Source organism: Embleya sp. NPDC127516 (assembly GCF_044765325.1).
Lineage (GTDB): Bacteria > Actinomycetota > Actinomycetes > Streptomycetales > Streptomycetaceae > Embleya.
This window is the reverse complement of sequence record NZ_JBIWJT010000009.1, coordinates 346,167-363,059: the sequence shown is the minus strand read 5'-3', so window position 1 is coordinate 363,059 and position 16,893 is coordinate 346,167. Positions and strand designations below refer to the sequence as shown.

Sequence of the window (16,893 nt, the reverse complement as noted above, 5' to 3'; positions counted from 1 at the left end):
GGCCGCGGATCGTGCGTGCGGCTCACTCCTGTGGCATCGGCTCGACGGTTGTCCCGACCGGCGAACGGCGCCGAGACGTCGTCTGATCGAGGAGGACGACCAGGACCGTGGCCGCCGCGAGTCCGGCGCCGATCCAGGCCACGGAGGTGACCTCGGCTCCGGCGTCGAGGGAGATTCCGGCGAGCACCGGGACGAGGCTGATGCCGAGTTGGAAGGCGGAGACCGTGGTGGCGCCGGCGAGTGTGGGGGCGTCCGAGGCGATGGTGAACACGCGGCCGTAGATCGCGGGGTTCAGCACGAATCCCGCGATCCCGAGCAGCAGCACCAGGGGGACGACCACGACGGCGTGGCGCGCGAACAGGGCGAGCAGTACCGAGCAGAGCAGGATTCCGATCGCTCCGGCCAGGAGCGCGTGGTACGGGCGCTCGTCGGCGATCCTGCCTCCGATGGAGAGCCCGATGAAGGCGCCGACGCCGAACAGGACGAGGATCCCGGAGACCCACACGTCGGGGACGCCGGTCACGTCGGTCAGCAGCGCCGCGAGGTAGTTGAACGAGATCATGTACGCCGCGGTGCTCAGCAGTGTCGTGGCGTAGACGGTCCACAACCGGGGGCGTCGCATGGCGGTGAGTTCGCCCTTGATGCTCGGTCGTCGGTGTGCGGTGGTCACGGGCAGTGCGAAGAAGACCGAGGCGGCACCGAGCAGGGTCAGTGCCACGACCATCCAGAATCCGCCGCGCCACCCGGACAGGTGGCTGATCAGCGTGCCGGCGGGGCCTCCGGCGATCATGGCGAGGCCGAGCCCGCTGACCACGACGCCGGAGGCGCGTGCGGTGCGGTCGGGGGTCACCAGGCTGATCGCGGTGACGGCCGCGACCGCCCAGAAGCCGGCGTAGGCGATGCCCGCCACGAATCGGGTGGCGAGCAGCGTTTCGTAGTCGTCGACCACGAGTCCGGCCGCGACCGCGAGGGCGAAGACGACCTGGGTGATCACGAGCGCGGAGCGTCTTGGCCAGCGCAGGCTGAAGACGGCCAGCGGGGGACCGCCGACGACCACGCCGATCGCGAACGCCGTGACCAGGCCGCCGGCGGCGGCGAGGCTGATGTCGAGATCGTCGGCGACCGCCGGCAGCACTCCGGCGAGCAGGAACTCGGCGCTGCCCATCGCGAAGAGACTGAACGAGAGCAGGTACACGCCGAAGGGAAGTCGGCCCGCCGCGATCGGCTGTTGCGGTGTCTTCGTGGTGCTCATCGGGCCACACCCCCGGCGCACTCGTGCCGGACCGCCTCGGTGGTCACGTCCGGTTCACGGAGCCGGCCGATGATCGTGCCGGTCGCGCTTACTCGCCCGTGGTCGAACTCGCCTGCATAGCCGGTGGATTCACTGCGTCCGATGGCCAAACACCCGGACGGAGCCGTGCTGTCCCGGCACCCGAAGCCGGGTACGCGCGCGGCCCGCAGCTTCCGTGGCTTCCCGTCGTCCACCACCAGGACGGCTGCTTGCGCCCTGGCCACGACGATTCCGACGCTCGGGCCCGCGGCCCCCGCGCCGATGATCACTACATCACGATGGTCGGTCATGACTGTCACCTCCGAGACGACCGTGACGCTCGTGATGCCGAAAGAGCAATAATCGTTGCCGATACCGGGACGACGTGTTGTGATGGATCGATGGATTCCATGCCCGCCATCGCCGCCACCCTCGGCCGGATCGGACCCCGACTGCGCCGGCTCCGGGAGAAGCGGAATCTGTCGCTGACCCGGCTCGGCGACATCACCGGCATCTCCAAAAGCACCCTGTCACGGCTCGAATCCGGGCAGCGCAAGCCAAGCCTGGAACTGCTCCTGCCGATCGCCGCCGCTCTGGCGGTGTCGTTGGACGACATCGTGGCCGCCCCACGAGTGGTCGCCCCTCGGGTCGTCCCGAAGCCGAGGGGATCGAACGGGCGAGTCTTCGTCTCGCTCGCGCGGCAGCAGGCCGGCGAGCCCAGGGCGTTTCGGGTGACGATCCCCCGAGACGAGACGGAGGCCGTCATGCGCACCCACACGGGATACGCGTGGCTGTACGTGCTCACCGGCAGACTCCGGCTGATCCTGGACGAACGCGACGTGATTCTCGGCCCCGGAGAGGCCGCCGAATTCGACACCCGACACCCCCACTGGTTCGGATCCAGCGGCCACGGCGACGTCGAGGTGCTCAGCCTGTTCGGCAAGCAGGGCGAACGCATCCGCGTCCGGGTCTCGGGCCGACCCCCGGCGGCCTGAAGCCCGAGCGCACGAGCCGCGGGCACCGACGATCACGGGGGCGACCGGTCGCCCGGATCGCGGCCCCCGCAGGGGACCTGGGATCCTGGCTCGCGTGGCCCGGGACTCCGATCTCGCGACGTCGGACCGAGCCGACTCGGCCGCGAGCCGGGGTTCGGGAACCGCCCTCTCCGTACGGCGAGTTGGTTGGTCGTCGGCCACGGTGCGTGTTTCGGGTCGCGGGTGGGCATTCCGCGTCGGATGGATAGCCTCCTCGCGAACGCGCCTATACCTTCTGTTGCGCCGCGAGATCCCGAGCGCGATCCGTCCGTGTCCCGCGGTGTTCTCGTCACGTCCCGGTAGCGACGGACCGATCGACACGCGAGACGCGCGAGGCGCGATGCGACGCGCGAACGCGAAGTGCGGCGCGAGTATTCGGGCGGTTCGACACCCGGACGCGGCGGACACCGGCTGACCGGCGACGCACGGTATCCAATTCCGTCGACACATTGGCAGGTAGGCACGTAGTGCTTTTTGCGAAACGAACGACACGAAGAACCACCGAAGTCGGCGGACCCGTTCGAGACGTCGGACCCGTTCGGAACGTACTGCGCCCCTCGGCCCTGGCGCTGGTGATGATCTGCCTGACCGCCACGGCGGGATGCGGGTTGGTCGGCGACGACGACTCCGACGCGGCCGGCAAGCCGCAAACGGGCGGTTCGGCCGTCTTCCTCCTCCCCGGTGAGCCACGCGGGCTCGACCCGTTCAGCGCGAGCTACCCGAACGTGGCCGACGGGAACCGGATGACGGCGCTGTACGACGTCCTGGTCTGGACGGAACCGGCGACCGGCACCGTGCACCCCAAGCTGGCCGAGTCGTTGATCAGCGACGACCAACTCACGAACTGGACGCTGACCCTGCGTCCGGGACTGCGCTTCTCGGACGGATCGCCCCTGGACGCGGCCGCGGTCAAGGCGACCTGGGACGCCCACCGGGACCCGACGGTGAACTCGTTGGTCGGCGGGGTACTGCGGGACGTCAAGCTGGTCCAGGTGGCGCCGTTGCAACTGCGGATCGAACTCCCGTCCGCCAACGCCAACTTCGATCACCTGGTCGCCCGCAACCTGGCGTTCGTCGCCCCCGCGAAGTACGTCGCGACCCCCGACGGTCGAGCCGCGCTCAAGCGCGCCCCGGTCGGCGCGGGCCCGTTCAAGCTGGCGGCCTGGGAGCCCGGAAAAGACCTGCGCATGGTGCGCAACGAGAATTACTGGCAGAAGGGACTGCCCCACCTGGACGAACTCGTGTTCCGGGTGGACCGCAACATCGCGGCGGCGCCGGAGTCGATCGCGGAGGGTCGGGCGGACATCACCGTCACCACCGACCCGACCGTGCTGGGCGACGCCCGGGACAAGAACCTGACGGTCGACGAAACCCTGCTCAACGGCGGCCTGATGATCGCCTTCAACATGCGCAAGCCGCCGTTCGACAACCCGGACGCACGTCGGGCGATCGCGCTGGCGCTCAGCGGCGAGGACCTCAACCGCCGCTTCTACAAGGGCCTCGGCGTCCAGGCCAGGGGTATCTTCAACGCGAGTTCCCCGCTGGCGAACGTCAACCTGGCCGCCGTGGAGAACAAGCCCCAGCAAGCCGGCGAGCTCTTCGCCAAGCTCACCTCGAACGGGCAAAAGCCTTTCGTCTTCCACTACATGGTGCCCGACAGCCCCAAGTCCCGGGAGATCGCCGAGTACATCCGCCGAACGCTGGCCGGATACCCGGGGGTGACCATGATCGTCGACGTCGTCGACATCGCGTCGCTGGTCACGCGCGTCTCGTCCAAGCGCGACTTCGAGGCCACCGTCTTCCAACTGTGGGCGGACGACGTGGAACCGACCGTGCACCAGTTCCTGGTAACGGGGGGCGTCAACAACATCACCGGCTACAGCAACGCCACCGTGGACAAGGCGCTGGGGGAGGGCCGACTGTCTCCCGACCCCAAGGTCCGCCGCGACGCCTACACACGTGTGCAGACCTCGCTGAACCGCGACATGCCCTTCTGGGTGTACCTGGAAGCTTCGGCGGCGGCCGTGCACAGTCGGCATATGACCGGCATCGAGCCCTTCAACGACGGACTCGTGCACTTCGACCAGATCACCCGCACCGGCAACTGACCGACGCCTTCCCTCGGGACCAGGACCCGACGAGCACCGCGGCCCCGCACCCATGACGAGCGCCGGTGGGAACCTCCCACCGGCGCGCCGTCGGGTCCTTGCCCGTCGACGTGGTCACCGATCGGCCGCCGAAGGTGTGCCGCGGACACCGGGCCGGACCGCGGGTGCGGATGGCGTCAGTCGGCGATGCGCGGGGCGAGTTTGCCCGTGGTGGTGGCGCGTTCGGCGTGGGCGTGGGCTTGTGCGGCCCGGTCCAAGGGAAAGGCTCGGTCCAGAGTACGAACTCACCGAGCTGGGACGGGGTGTCGCCCGGCCGTTGAGCGGGCTTCGGGACTGGGTCGAGACCAATGTGGACCTGGTCCGCCCCGGCTGAATCGGGCTTGGCACGCGTGACGGGCGGCGCGTCCGGGGGCACCGGCGGGCCGGAAGGCGGCGTGCGCCGGCAGGCTGTGGGGTATGCGTCATCCTTCCGTCGGCGGAGTCGATCCGCCTCCTTTCGTTGCCGGAGTCGATCTGCACATCGACGTCGATCGGCGTACCGCCGGGACCGGTCGCTCCGTGGAGGAGGCGTTGCGCGAGGCCGTGCGCTCGGGGCGCCTGGCTCCCGGTACTCGCTTGCCCGGCTCGCGCGCCCTGGCTGCGGATCTGGGTCTCGCGCGCGGCACGGTCGTCGGCGTGTACGGCCAACTCGTCGCCGAGGGGTGGCTGATCGCGGAGCCGGGGTCCGGCACGCGGGTGGCGGACGTCGGCGGCGTCGAGCCGTCCCGCGCCGGTGGCGGCGGAAGGCGGGTGCCGACCGAAAGCCGGGTGTGGGCCGATCTGCGACCGGGCCGGCCCGATCTCGCGTCCTTCCCCCGTACCGCGTGGGCGAGTGCGGTGCGTCGGGTCCTGGCCGGGGTGGAGGCGGGCGGCCTCGACTACGGCGACGTCGAGGGGACCGCGAGCCTGCGGGCGAACCTGGCCGCGTATGTGGCCCGGACCCGGGGCGTACGCGCCACACCGGACGCGGTCGTCGTCACCGCGGGATTCACCCACGCGCTCGCGGTGCTCGCGCGTGCGCTGCGCGGCCTGGGCGTACGCCGGGCCGCGACCGAGGACCCGGGGTTGGCCCGACACCGGGAACTGTTCGCCGCCGCGGGGGTGGACTGTGTCCCGCTGCGCGTGGACGAGTTCGGCGCGGACCCGGCGGGCCTCACGCCCGACACCGGGGTCGTGCTGCTGACCCCGGCGCACCAGCATCCGGCCGGCGTCGTGCTTTCGCCCGCGCGACGCGGCGAGTTCGCCGCCTGGGCCCGGCGTGCCGGTGGCTTTGTGATCGAGGACGACTACGACGGCGAGTTCCGCTACGACGGCCGGCCGGTCGGGGCGCTGCAGGCGCGCGATCCCGAACGGGTCGTCTTCGCGGGGAGTACCAGCAAGACCCTCGCTCCCGGCCTGCGCCTGGGCTGGTTGGTCGTGCCGCCGGCGCTGCGCGAGCCGGTGACGGCGGCGCTGCGCGAGAGCGGCACCGGGGTGTCCGTGATCGAGCAACTCACGCTCGCGGAGCTGATCGCGCACGGCGACTACGACCGGCATGTGTGTCGTGCCCGCCTGGCCTATCGGCGGCGCCGCGGCGAACTCGCCGATCGGGTCACCGCGGTGACCGGGATTTCCCTGGTGGGGGTCGCGGCGGGACTGCACGCGTTGCTGCCCCTGCCTTCGGCGGAGCACGAGCGCCGACTGATCGCCGCCGGGCAGTACGTGGGCCTGCGCCTGCACGGCCTGCACGTCTCCGGCTACCGACACCCACCCGACGAATCGGCCCCGGCCGCCCTCGTCCTGGGCTATGCCACGCCGTCACCGCACACCTGGCGCCGGGCGCTGGACCTGCTCGGCGAGGTGCTCGACGCGGAGGGTTTGCGGGCGGGGCCGACGCGGCGGCGACCGGGGGGATAGCGCGACGATCCCCCGGGTGTCGGAGCCTGCTCCCGGTTACAGGGTGGCGAAGCCCGATCGCCAGGAGAGGTGGGTCGGCGTCCAGCCCAGGTGCTTGCGGGCGAAGTGGTTGTCGGCGCCTCTGGCCCAACCGGCGCGTGGCGCGTCGGGCGCCTCGGCGGGCGGTGCCGCGCCCACCGCGGCGGCGAACACCGGCACCCAGGCGTCGGCCGCCGCCGGTTCGTCGTCGACGAGGTTGACCACGCCGCTCGGCCAGCCCAGTGCGGCCACCGCCGCCGCGGCCGCGTCGTCGACGTGGACGAAACTGGACACGTCCGCCCCGCCGGCCAACCGCCCCGCACGCGCGTCGGCCGCCCTGCTGCCGTCGGCCGCGAACCACGTGCCCGGGCCGTACAGCAGCCCGTAACGCAGCACCACCCACTCGGGCAGTTCGCGTACGGCCGACTCCAGGGCGAGCACGCCGTCGATCGTGCCACGTCGGGGCTCGTCCGTCGTGGCGTCCAGCGGCGTCGTCTCGTCGGCGGGCTCCTCGCCCGCCTCGTAGACCCACGCGATGCTCTGGGCCACGACGCGCCGTACGCCTGCCGCGTGTGCGGCGTCGACGAGGTTGCGGGTGCCGATCCGGCGCACGCGTGCGTTGGCGGAAAGGTCGCCCGCGGCCAGATCGGTGAGTTGGTGCATCACGAGGTCCGGCGCGGCGTCCACCACGACGCGGGTGAGCGCCTCGCGGTCGTAGACGTCCGCCGACACGACGGTGACGTCGGGTGCGTGCAACTCGGCCGCGGCGTCCGGGCGTCGCGAGAGCGCGGTGACCCGGTGTCCCGCCGCGACGAGCCGGGGGACGATACGCCGTCCCAGGACACCGGTGGCGCCGGCAACGAGAACGTGCATGGTGTGGAACTCCTGTACGGGGTCGGGATCGGATGACGATGCGCCCGCGCCGGGATGGCGGGGGCGCGGTACTCACGGGGTGGGTCGGGGCGCCCGCCGGTCCCGCCGTTCGGCCAGTTCACGCTCGTCGACGACGGTCAGCATGGGTTCGCCGGGAACGCCGAGCATGACCACCACGAAGCGACTCCACGCGTCGGTGAGGTTGTTGCCGGCCCGGTAGTGGATGACGTCGCCGCCCGGTTCCCAGAACGCCTCGCCGGCATGGATGATCCGCTCGGGTTCGCCTTCGAGTTCGAAGACCATCTCGCCTTCCAACATGTAACCGAAGACCGGACCCGAGTGCCGGTGCGGCGGTGTCCCCGGGTCGCCCGGCGGCAGTTCGACCGTCATCGTCATGGCTTCGGTGGGGGTCGGCAGGAAGGGCGGTATCTGGTGGAGGAGGGATGTCAGCACGGTCCCACCGCTTTTTTCGTTCATGGCGGCAAACGTAGAGGCGGACCGGACCGCATGACTGGTCCACTTCACGCCGGATCGGATGGACCGGTTCGCCCCGTCGGACCGCCCGGATCGACCGAAGCGCCCGGTCCGCGCCCCGGAACCCGAGGGGTCGGCCACGGGTTCACAACGCGATCAGGCCCGCCGCGGTCTCGCCGAAGCCGCAGACATCGACGTAGAACGACCGCAAGTGCTCCTCGAAGTCGACGTGCAGCCATGCGCACCCCGCCGCGCGGGCCCCTTCGGCGGCCGTGCCGACCAGCACGGAGCCGATGCCCCGGGACCGGGCGCGCCGAGCCACGACCGTGTCCAGGACGAAGGCATGGACCCCGCCGTCCCAGGCAACGTTGACGAAGCCGATCAAGCGGCCGTCCTCGCGCGCACAGACCCAGCCGAGGCTGTGCCGCTCCAGCCGTGCGCGCCAGGGGATCCGCCCGATCGGGTGGTCGAACCCTTCGGCGTGCAACTCCTCGAGGGCCGAATCGTCGAAGTCGCCCCGCCATTCGTACGTGATATCCACGGCCCGAACGTAGCGACGGCAAGGGCGGATGCCGGCACGACCCGTCGGGTCGAGACCGTGCGCACCCGAGTCGGGCGGGAGGCCGCCCTCCGGGCGTCGGGTGGCCACGTGGGGCGATTCGGGTCAGGGCCGCGTTCGTGGGGCCGGCTCGTGTCGGGCCAGGAACGCGTCGACGAGGGCGTCGGTGAAGGTGTCGCCGATGGGTTCGTCGGTCACCAGTACGCGATAGTAGAGCGGGCCCACGAGTTGGTCCGTCTCAGTCGCGATGTCGAGATCGGCGGGCAACGAGCCGCCGTTCATGGCGCGTTCCAACGGCAGGCGATCGCGACCGCGTTGCGCGTCGAGCCATCGGACCCGGAAGTCCCGGGCGAATGCCGGATCGTGCTGAGCCTGTGCGATCAGCGCCCGGAAGACGGCCCCGGAGTCGGACTCGGCGAGGAAGTACGCCAACCGTCGCAGGTAGTCGCGCAGGTCCCCCGCGAGGTCGCCGGAATCGGGCGGCGACAGGTCCTCTGCGGCGTCCTCGAGGAAGGCGTCCATCAGGACGTCGGTCTTGGTGCTCCACCAACGGTAGATGGTCTGCTTGGCCACGCCGGCTCGCGCGGCGATGCCCTCCATCGTGACGCCGGCGAATCCCTTCTCGGCGAGCAGGTCGTCGGCCGCCTCGAGAACCGCCCTGCGGGCCTGTTCGCTGCGTCCGTGCCGGTTGCCGTGGTGTGCCCGCCCGGATCCACCGGTGCCGGCCGGCGTGGCGTCATCCGCCGTGGCCCTGTGAGTCTCGGATGTCATCTTCTCGCCTCCCCGCGCCGAGGATATTGCATCTAGAAAAGACGTGACGTTGCGTCTAGCCTAGCTTTCATGACACCCACCCTCACGCTCGCCGACCCCCGAGTCCGAACGGCCCTCGGCAGGATGTTCGAGGAAGCCGAACAGGACGACACCGTCGCCGCCCGGCGCGACGCGGAACTGCCCGGCGGCTTCGCCCCGCTGTCACCCCAGGAACGGGCCGACGCCTCGGCCGAGGTCTACATGCCGATCTCCGCCGACGGCGGAGCACTGCTGTACAACCTGGTCCGAGCCGCGCGCCCGAGCACGGTCGTCGAGTTCGGCACGTCCTTCGGGATCTCCACGCTGTACCTGGCCGCGGCCGTGCGCGACAACGGCGCCGGACGCGTCGTCACCACCGAGATGAGCAAGGAAAAGATCGCCGCGGCGCGCCGCACCTTCGCCGAGACCGGCCTGGACGACCTGATCACCGTGCTGGAGGGAGATGCCCGGGACACCCTCCGCGATCTGGACGCCCCCGCCGACTTCCTGCTGCTGGACGGGTGGAAGGACTTGTGCCTGCCGGTATTGCGCCTGTTGGAGCCACGCCTGCGGCCCGGCACGCTGGTCGTGGCCGACGACGTCGAACTGAGCAGTCTGCAGCCGTATCTCGACTACGTCCGCGACCCGGAGAACGGCTATCACAACGTGACGTTCCCGGTGGAGGACGGCATGGAGATCAGTTGCCGTCTGTGAACCGGCGGAGAACCCGCCGGTGGGCGTGCCGGGGAACGTGACGGAGAACGTGCCGACGGGGCGTGCCCGGTCGGCTGCGGGCCGGCGATGCGGCGGCATGTCCGTAATGGAGCCTTTCGGGTGAGTGCACTGTTCCGGTGGGTCTCCTCTGCGTCAGGCTGGTCGCGGCCGTGCGCGGATCTCGCGTCGGCGTACGCATGACATCGGCAGGAGACCGACCGATATGACGACCGTGCCCGCGGACCGCAAGTACACCCAGGACCACGAATGGATCCTGCCGACCACGGGCGGCAAGGCCCGGATCGGCATCACCGACTTCGCGCAAAAGCAGCTTGGCGACGTCGTGTTCGTGGAGGTGCCCACCGTCGGCTACACGCTTCAGGCCACGGAGGCGCTCGGGAGCGTCGAGTCGGTCAAGGCCGTCACCGAGATCTACGCCCCCGTCGACGGCAGCGTCATCGCCGTGAACGAACTCCTCGAAGGCGAACCCGAACTCCTCAACACCGACCCTTACGACAAGGGATGGGTCGTGGAGGTCACCCTCGTCGATCCCAAAAGCCTGAACGACCTCCTCACCGCCGAGCGGTACCAGGCGTACCTCGACCGGGAAGAGTCCGACTGACTCCCACCGCCGCGGTCGCCGACGCGACGCGCACGGGCACGGTCGACTCCCACGCAACCCGCGGCACACGACGGGTGAGCCCGAGCGGGCCGAAGACGAGACCGTGTCCGTGTCCGTGTCCGGCCAGTGGACGCGGCGAGGGGTGAGGGGCGAGGTCGCGGGACGGGACGTGCGAGGTCGCGGCCCGGTCGACGGTCCGTGCGTGGCAACGCCGACGTCAACGCCAACGGGCACCGGACTCCGGGCGAACCCGCGCTCTTGTTGCGATGCCGGCGCCGGCGTACGGTCCGGCCATGGGCATTCGACCGGCGCTTCGGGGCGACTTCGGCATGGTGTCGTCCACCCACCGGCTGGCCTCCGAGGCGGCCTTCGCGGTGCTGGAGGACGACGGGAACGCGTTCGACGCCGCGGTCGCGGCCGCGTTCGTACTGCATGTCGTCGAACCGCACCTGAACGGACCGGCCGGCGAGGTGCCGATTCTGCTCGCACCCGCCGGCGGCCCAGTGCGAGTGTTATGCGGTCAGGGCATCGCGCCGGCGGGTGCGAGCATCGCCCACTACACCGGGTTGGGCCTGGAACTGGTCCCCGGCACCGGCCCGTTGGCCGCCGCCGTGCCGGGAGCCTTCGACGCGTGGATGCTGCTGTTGCGCGACCACGGCAGCAAGTCGCCGGCGACGGTGCTCGATCACGCGATCGGCCTCGCCGAGCACGGGCACCTGCCGCTTCCGGGCGTGGCGCAGACCGTGACCCGCATGCGCGAGCTCTTCGAGACGGAATGGACCACCTCCGCCGAGGTCTACCTCCCGCACGGGATGACGCCGAGCCCGCGCCGACCCCTGCGCAACCAAGCCCTCGCGCACACGTGGCGGCGTGTGCTGGCCGAGGCGGCCGCGGCCGGCGGCGATCGCGAGGCGCAGATCGACGCGGCCCGCCGCTGCTGGCGCGAGGGCTTCGTGGCCCTGGATATCGCGGAGTTCGCGGCCCGACCCACCATGGACACCTCCGGTGAGCGGCACGCCGGCACCCTCACCGGCGCGGACCTGGCGAACTGGTCGGCGGCGTACGAGGGACCGATCCGTCGGCGGTGGCGGGACTGGGAGGTGTGCAAGCCGGGCGGCTGGTCCCAAGGGCCGGTCATGTTGCAGCAGTTGGCCCTGCTCGCGGACGAACCGGCCTACGGATCCGCCGAGTACGTGCACACCCTGATCGAGGGCGGCAAACTCGCGATGGCCGATCGCGAGGCCTGGTACGGGGACGCCGCCGAGGTGCCGTTGGACGACCTGCTCAGCGCCGACTACAGCGCCGACCGACGTGCCCTGATCGGCCGCGAGGCATCCTACGTGCTGCGCCCGGGTCGGCCCGGCGGACGTACCCCGATCCTCGGCCGACACGCACGCGAGGCGGCCGACCGCGCGGCGGGACACCGCGATCGGCAACCGAGTCGCGTGCACCACCCGGGGACGGGTGAGCCGACGGTCGCGCCGACCGGAGCCACCCGGGGCGACACCTGCCATCTCGACGTGGTCGACCGCTGGGGCAACCTGGTCTCGGCCACCCCCAGCGGCGGTTGGCTCCAGTCCAATCCGGTGATCCCCACGCTCGGCTTTCCGCTCGGTACCCGACTCCAGATGACCTGGCTCGAACCGGGCCTGCCCAACTCGTTGACTCCGGGCCGTCGGCCGCGCACCACCCTCAGTCCCTCGCTGGCCCTGCGCGGCGGCGTCCCGGTCCTGGCCTTCGGCACGCCGGGTGGCGACCGGCAGGACCAATGGCAGACCCACTTCCTGCTCGCCCTCACGCTCAGCGGCCGAACCGCCGGCACGCTCGACGTCCAGGGTGCGATCGACGAGCCCAACTGGCACCAGGACAGCTTTCCTTCCTCGTTCTACCCGCGCGAGATGCTGCCCGGCGGCGTGACCGCCGAGGCCGGCCTGGGACCGGCGGTGCTCGACGACCTGCGCCGCCGCGGGCACGACCTGACCGTCGTCGAGCCCGGTTCGGTGAGCCGGCTGTGTGCCGTCGCCCGCGATCCGGAGACCGGCGCGCTGACGGCGGGCGTACACCGGTCCGGCGGACAGGGCCACGCGACCGGGCGCTGAGGCCCGGCCCCGATCGGCCACGCCGATTCCCGAGGCGCGTACACCCCGCGACCCCGCCGCGCGGCATCCGCGCGATCAGGCCCGGAGCGTGCGCCAGTCCCGCGAGGCGGCTTCGGCGGGTGTGCCGTCCAGGACGGTCGCGGTGCGTGCGGCCGGTTCCAGGACGACGGTCGCGAGCGTGGCCCAGCGTTGCCCCAGTGGCTTGTCCGGATCGGCGCGGCAGGTCACGGGTGGTTCGCCGGCTCCCGTCACGAGGTAGTCCACCAATTCGTCGGCCGCGTTCGGCGCGCCCCGGTGCGCGAGACGCGCGCGCACGAAGTCGTAGCGCTCACCGGAGTCGGGTTGGTAGAGCCAGGTCTTCTCGTCGGCCGCGGGCGTCGGGGAGAGGAAGTGGTTCGTGCGGACCAGGACGCCGTTCTGCGGTGCGATCTCGAAGACGCCGACGGGACTCACGTCGAGCAGGACCGCCGTCGATTCGTCGAAGAGCGAGAACGATCCCGACGACGCGATCGGCGCGCCGCGGACGATCTCCACCGCCTCGGCGACGCTGCCGGCCTCTTCCAGCACGATCGCCGCGAGTACGTGCACGGGGACGCCGCCGACACCGTCGCGGAGGTGACCGAGGATGTTGAAGTGCAGGGCGAGGCCGGCGCTGTTGACGCCGATCTTGCCCAGGATGCCGTTCTCGGTGAGGCCGACCACGTCGTGCCTGCCGCCGCGCGATTCGAGCGTGTGCCAACAATCGCTCAGCTCGACGTGCCAGTCCCAGGTCTGGATGCCGAACGTGCGTGAAGCCGCGGAGTCGCCGTCTCCGAGCCGGCGCACGATCGTGGTGCACTCGCCCGGCGGCACGACCGTGCTGCGCGCGAGGATCTCCGTGCGCGCGTTGAGCGCCGCGACGCGCCACGGTTCCACCCGGGCTCCCTCGGCGATGCCCTCGATCTCGGCGCGGGCGCCGGGACGGAAGTCGTCGATCGTGTCGAGGGCTCGCGCGGCATCCGCCCGCGCCCGCGTCGATGTGATGCCGCCGAGTACGAAGAGCCGGTCGTAGATCTCGACCGCGTCGTGGATCCCCGCGCGCAGTCCCGCGCCGCGGGCCACGCCGCGGGCGTGTGGATCGATCGCGGAGGCGACGATGTGCGGGCGGGAATCGGGATGGGGGTTCGGCATGACGATCACGAGCGTTCCTTCGGGAGGTCGGTGTACAGGCGGACGTCGCCGTCGACGACCGTCGCCAGGACGGCGTTGTCGGCCTGGGCCTCGGGAGTCAGGTCGAGCGGATTCGCGGCGAGGATCGTGAGATCGGCGAGGTAACCCGGGGCGACGCGCCCGAGTTCGTGGCCGGCGCCGCCGGCGTGCGCGGCGGCGAGCGTCATGCCCGCATAGGCCTCGCGAGCCGAGAGCGCCTGCTCCGGATGTACCGGCGTGCTGCCCGGTTCCTCGACGGGGCGTCGCAGTTGGCAGTCGGCGAGCCCCACGCGCGGGTCGCCCGGGCCGATCGGCCAGTCGGATCCGAGCGCCACGACGGCGTGATGGTCCACGAGGTCACGCGTACGCCAGCCGTGCGCGGCGCGATCGGGGCCGATGCGGCGCGACCAGTTGTCGGTGCCGTCCCCGCGTGTGTGTCGGGTGGCGTGCGCGGGTTGCAGGCTCGCCACGACGCCGAGTTCGGCGAACCGGCCGAGGAGGTCGTCGGGGATCGATTCGACGTGCTCGATCCGGTGCGGACCCCGGACGACGGACCCGACCTCCTCGATCACGTCGAGCGCGAAGCGCACGGCCCGATCGCCGATCGCGTGCGTCGCGGTGGGGATGCCACGCTCGACGAAGAACCGCATCGCGGCGCGATAGGCGTCCACGTCGCGCCACAGCGGCTCGCAGTTCTCGCCGTGCGTGTCCGGGCGCTCGAACCAGGCGGTGCCGTTGTCCGCGGTTCCGTCGAGCATGAATTTCGCCCCCTCGACGTGCCAGCGTCGGCCCCGCAGACCCTGGAGACCGGCGACACGCCGCCACTCGTCCGGACCGGAATCGGCCGCCACCAGAGGTGAACAGCGGATCCGCAACGGCAGGTCGGTGTCTTCCTCGATGCGTCGATACACGGCCTCCGACGGGTCGGTGAAGTCCAGCGCGTGCAGGCCGGTGAGGCCGGCGCGGGCCAGGCGTTCGAGTTCGTGTCGGACGTACTCGGCGGCGGTGTCCACGGAGACCTCCGGATAGTGCGCGAACACCAGGTCCATCGCCTGGAGTTCGACGACGTATCCGGTCGGGCGGCCGTCCGGCCCGACCTCGACCGAGGAGGCGTCGGTGAATGTCTCACGACCGGTCAGGCCGACGAGTTCCACGGCATGGGCACTGACCACGAGCGCGTGCGCGTCGCGCGTCATCAGCGAGATCGCGCGCCCGGGGAAACGCTCGCCGAACACGGAACCGGTGGGCTCGCCGGGAAAGGCGTTGACGTCGAGGTCGTAGCCCGTGATCCAGCCGTCCTCGGGCTGTGCGTCGACGGCTTCGGCCAGGTGGTCGCACACCTGGTCGAGGGTGCGGGCCCCGGACAGGTCGACGCCGCTGCCGATCGAGATGGAGCCCCACACGGGATGGGCGTGCACGTCGGTGAGGCCCGGCAGGATCGTGGCGTCCGGGAACTCGTACACGGTCGTCTCGGGACCGCGCAACGACGCGGTGCTCGACGCGTCGCCGACGGCGAGGATGCGACCGTCGCGGATCGCGACCGCGTCGGCGGGCGGTGCCGCGGTATCGGTGCGGAGATGTTCGACGTGTCGGGCGAGCACTATGACATCGGCGTGCACGGGTTGGTTCTCTTTCGGAGTCGAGGCGTCGGAGTCGAGGCGTCCGGACCGGGGTGCCCGGTTCGGGGCGTACAAGGGGCCGCGGGCGCGCGGGGGGCCACCGGTGCGCGAGGGGCGCGTCAGGCGTCGGGGATCGATCGAAGGAAGCGGCACAGGCCCCAGTAGATCGCCGCCGCGGTGAGCATCCCGCCCGGAATGGCCAGGTCGAGATCACCCGTGCCGGCCGCGACGGGGCCGGTCCAAAAGCTGGTGGTCACACACATCGCGGCGATGATCCCGCCGACGGTGATGGCGAGGATCCCGGCCCAATGCACACCGCCGCGATACCAGAACGGGCCGTCGCGCCGTTCGGCGAGCAGCTCGGAGCCGTCGTAGCGGTTGCGCCGCAGAACCAGGTCGGTCACCGCAACCGCCATGGCCGGCCCCGTCACCACGACGACGAGTTCGAGCATCGTGTTGACGCTCGTGAGGAAGTCGAAGACGAGGATCGCGAAGAGCGTCATGGTCGTGCCCAGGACGCCGATGATGAGCACGGCCGGGATCCGGGCGAGGCGGATGCCGACGGACTGGACCGCGAGGCCGGCGCTGTAGGCCGTCATGCCGTTGTTCGCCACGGTGTTGCAGACGACCGCGATGACGAACACGGGGACGAACCAGCCCGGGAGGATGCTCTCCAGCGCACGTTGCGGATCGCTCATGTCCAGGCTCGTGGCCGCCAGCGCGCCCACGCCGGTGAAGACGACGCTCGGCAGGTACGCGCCGAAGGCCGTCCACCCGGCGATGGCGACGGGGCTGGTGCCGCGGGGGAGATAGCGGGCGAGGTCCGGGCTGTTGCTGTAGGACAGCGGCGTGGAGGCGATGATCGTGAAGCCCGCCGTGAGGGTGGCGAACAGGGCGGCTCCGTGCAGCGGTTCGGCGGGCGCGTAGGACCAGTCGGTCTCGGCCAGAACGTAGCCCGTCACCACCACGAACACGATCGTCAGGAAGGTGCTGAGGCCGGCGTACAGCCGCACGATCGTCGCGTGCCCGTAGATCGCGACGAGCAGCGTCGCGCCGGCTATCGCGCAGACGATCACGGCCTCGACGGCCGAATTGTCCGGGAGGCCGACGCGCCGCGCGAGGCCGATGCCCGCGACCGACGCGGCCGACCAGTTCAGGGCCAGATAGGCGGATGCGATCAGCCATCCGGTGAGCACCAGGACGATCCTGTTGCCCAGCACGCCGTACATGGCGCGGGAGACCACCGACCCGCTCGTGCCGGCGGCCGGACCGCTGATCGCGACCACGCCCGTGAGGATCCACAGCAGGTTGCCGACGAGTGCGACACCGATGGCCTGCACCGGCGAGAGCCCCATCAGGACCAGCGTCGCGCCGATGACGAAGCTCAGGTAGCTGACGTTCGGGGCCGCCCAGATGGCGAAGAGTTCACGGGCTCGCCCGTGCCGTTCGGTGACGGGGACCTGGTCGATGCCCCGGGTCTCCGGGCGACCCGCACGGTCGCGGGCACAGTCGTCGGGGGCCGCCGTGGGGAGTGCGTGGTTCATACGTCGAGACCTCTCGGGGCACACCGCTAGCAACCACTGCTATTGGT

Annotated in this window: 15 protein-coding genes; 6 read left to right on the top strand and 9 right to left on the bottom strand. The window is 71.2% G+C overall.

The window, feature by feature from the left end; genetic code table 11:
* Window positions 1–22: 22 nt before the first annotated feature.
* The gene (locus tag ACIRL2_RS20070) at window positions 23–1,252 is read right to left on the bottom strand and encodes a Cmx/CmrA family chloramphenicol efflux MFS transporter (protein WP_402233752.1); all 1,230 of its coding nucleotides are present in this window, start codon (window positions 1,250–1,252) and stop codon (window positions 23–25) included.
* A complete protein-coding gene (locus tag ACIRL2_RS20065; RefSeq protein WP_395860672.1) occupies window positions 1,249–1,581 on the bottom strand; it encodes a hypothetical protein in 333 nt (110 codons plus the stop codon). Before ACIRL2_RS20065 ends, ACIRL2_RS20070 begins: the two co-directional genes overlap by 4 nt.
* Before the next feature lie 90 nt (window positions 1,582–1,671).
* Between ACIRL2_RS20065 and ACIRL2_RS20060 the strand changes: the two genes are divergently transcribed.
* From ACIRL2_RS20060 to ACIRL2_RS20050, 3 genes are all read left to right on the top strand, one after another.
* Window positions 1,672–2,265, top strand: a complete 594-nt coding sequence (locus ACIRL2_RS20060; protein WP_402233750.1) for a helix-turn-helix domain-containing protein — start codon at window positions 1,672–1,674, stop codon at window positions 2,263–2,265.
* Between the two features lie 614 nt (window positions 2,266–2,879).
* On the top strand, window positions 2,880–4,412 hold the full coding sequence (locus tag ACIRL2_RS20055) for an ABC transporter substrate-binding protein (protein WP_402233749.1): 1,533 nt from the start codon (window positions 2,880–2,882) through the stop codon (window positions 4,410–4,412).
* Between the two features lie 456 nt (window positions 4,413–4,868).
* Complete coding sequence (locus tag ACIRL2_RS20050) at window positions 4,869–6,347, top strand: PLP-dependent aminotransferase family protein (protein WP_402233747.1); 1,479 nt, start codon at window positions 4,869–4,871, stop codon at window positions 6,345–6,347.
* A 36-nt stretch (window positions 6,348–6,383) separates the two neighbouring features.
* On the opposite strand, the gene ACIRL2_RS20045 is transcribed toward ACIRL2_RS20050, so the two are convergent.
* The 4 genes from ACIRL2_RS20045 to ACIRL2_RS20030 form a co-directional block, all read right to left on the bottom strand.
* Window positions 6,384–7,238, bottom strand: coding sequence for an NAD-dependent epimerase/dehydratase family protein (locus ACIRL2_RS20045; RefSeq protein WP_395860665.1), 855 nt, complete (start codon window positions 7,236–7,238; stop codon window positions 6,384–6,386).
* Window positions 7,239–7,310: 72 nt separating this feature from the next.
* Window positions 7,311–7,715 (bottom strand): cupin domain-containing protein, encoded by a 405-nt coding sequence (locus ACIRL2_RS20040; protein WP_395860663.1) that lies wholly within the window; start codon window positions 7,713–7,715, stop codon window positions 7,311–7,313.
* Window positions 7,716–7,857: 142 nt separating this feature from the next.
* Window positions 7,858–8,253 carry a GNAT family N-acetyltransferase gene (locus ACIRL2_RS20035; protein ID WP_395860661.1) on the bottom strand — a complete coding sequence of 132 codons (396 nt, stop codon included), beginning with the start codon at window positions 8,251–8,253 and terminating at the stop codon, window positions 7,858–7,860.
* 123 nt (window positions 8,254–8,376) lie between these two features.
* Entirely contained in the window at window positions 8,377–9,042 is a 666-nt protein-coding gene (locus ACIRL2_RS20030) for a TetR/AcrR family transcriptional regulator (RefSeq protein ID WP_395860659.1), read from the bottom strand.
* A gap of 69 nt (window positions 9,043–9,111) precedes the next feature.
* Between ACIRL2_RS20030 and ACIRL2_RS20025 the strand changes: the two genes are divergently transcribed.
* From ACIRL2_RS20025 to ACIRL2_RS20015, 3 genes are all read left to right on the top strand, one after another.
* Window positions 9,112–9,774, top strand: coding sequence for an O-methyltransferase (locus ACIRL2_RS20025; protein ID WP_402233744.1), 663 nt, complete (start codon window positions 9,112–9,114; stop codon window positions 9,772–9,774).
* A 223-nt stretch (window positions 9,775–9,997) separates the two neighbouring features.
* Window positions 9,998–10,396 (top strand): glycine cleavage system protein GcvH, encoded by a 399-nt coding sequence (gene gcvH, locus ACIRL2_RS20020; protein ID WP_395860655.1) that lies wholly within the window; start codon window positions 9,998–10,000, stop codon window positions 10,394–10,396.
* Window positions 10,397–10,689: 293 nt separating this feature from the next.
* Window positions 10,690–12,495, top strand: coding sequence for a gamma-glutamyltransferase family protein (locus ACIRL2_RS20015; RefSeq protein ID WP_402233742.1), 1,806 nt, complete (start codon window positions 10,690–10,692; stop codon window positions 12,493–12,495).
* A gap of 75 nt (window positions 12,496–12,570) precedes the next feature.
* On the opposite strand, the gene ACIRL2_RS20010 is transcribed toward ACIRL2_RS20015, so the two are convergent.
* The 3 genes from ACIRL2_RS20010 to ACIRL2_RS20000 form a co-directional block, all read right to left on the bottom strand.
* Window positions 12,571–13,665 (bottom strand): C45 family autoproteolytic acyltransferase/hydolase, encoded by a 1,095-nt coding sequence (locus tag ACIRL2_RS20010; protein WP_402233793.1) that lies wholly within the window; start codon window positions 13,663–13,665, stop codon window positions 12,571–12,573.
* 5 nt (window positions 13,666–13,670) lie between these two features.
* Complete coding sequence (locus tag ACIRL2_RS20005) at window positions 13,671–15,302, bottom strand: amidohydrolase (RefSeq protein ID WP_402233740.1); 1,632 nt, start codon at window positions 15,300–15,302, stop codon at window positions 13,671–13,673.
* A 119-nt stretch (window positions 15,303–15,421) separates the two neighbouring features.
* Window positions 15,422–16,846, bottom strand: a complete 1,425-nt coding sequence (locus ACIRL2_RS20000) for a purine-cytosine permease family protein (protein ID WP_402233738.1) — start codon at window positions 16,844–16,846, stop codon at window positions 15,422–15,424.
* Window positions 16,847–16,893 lie beyond the last annotated feature (47 nt).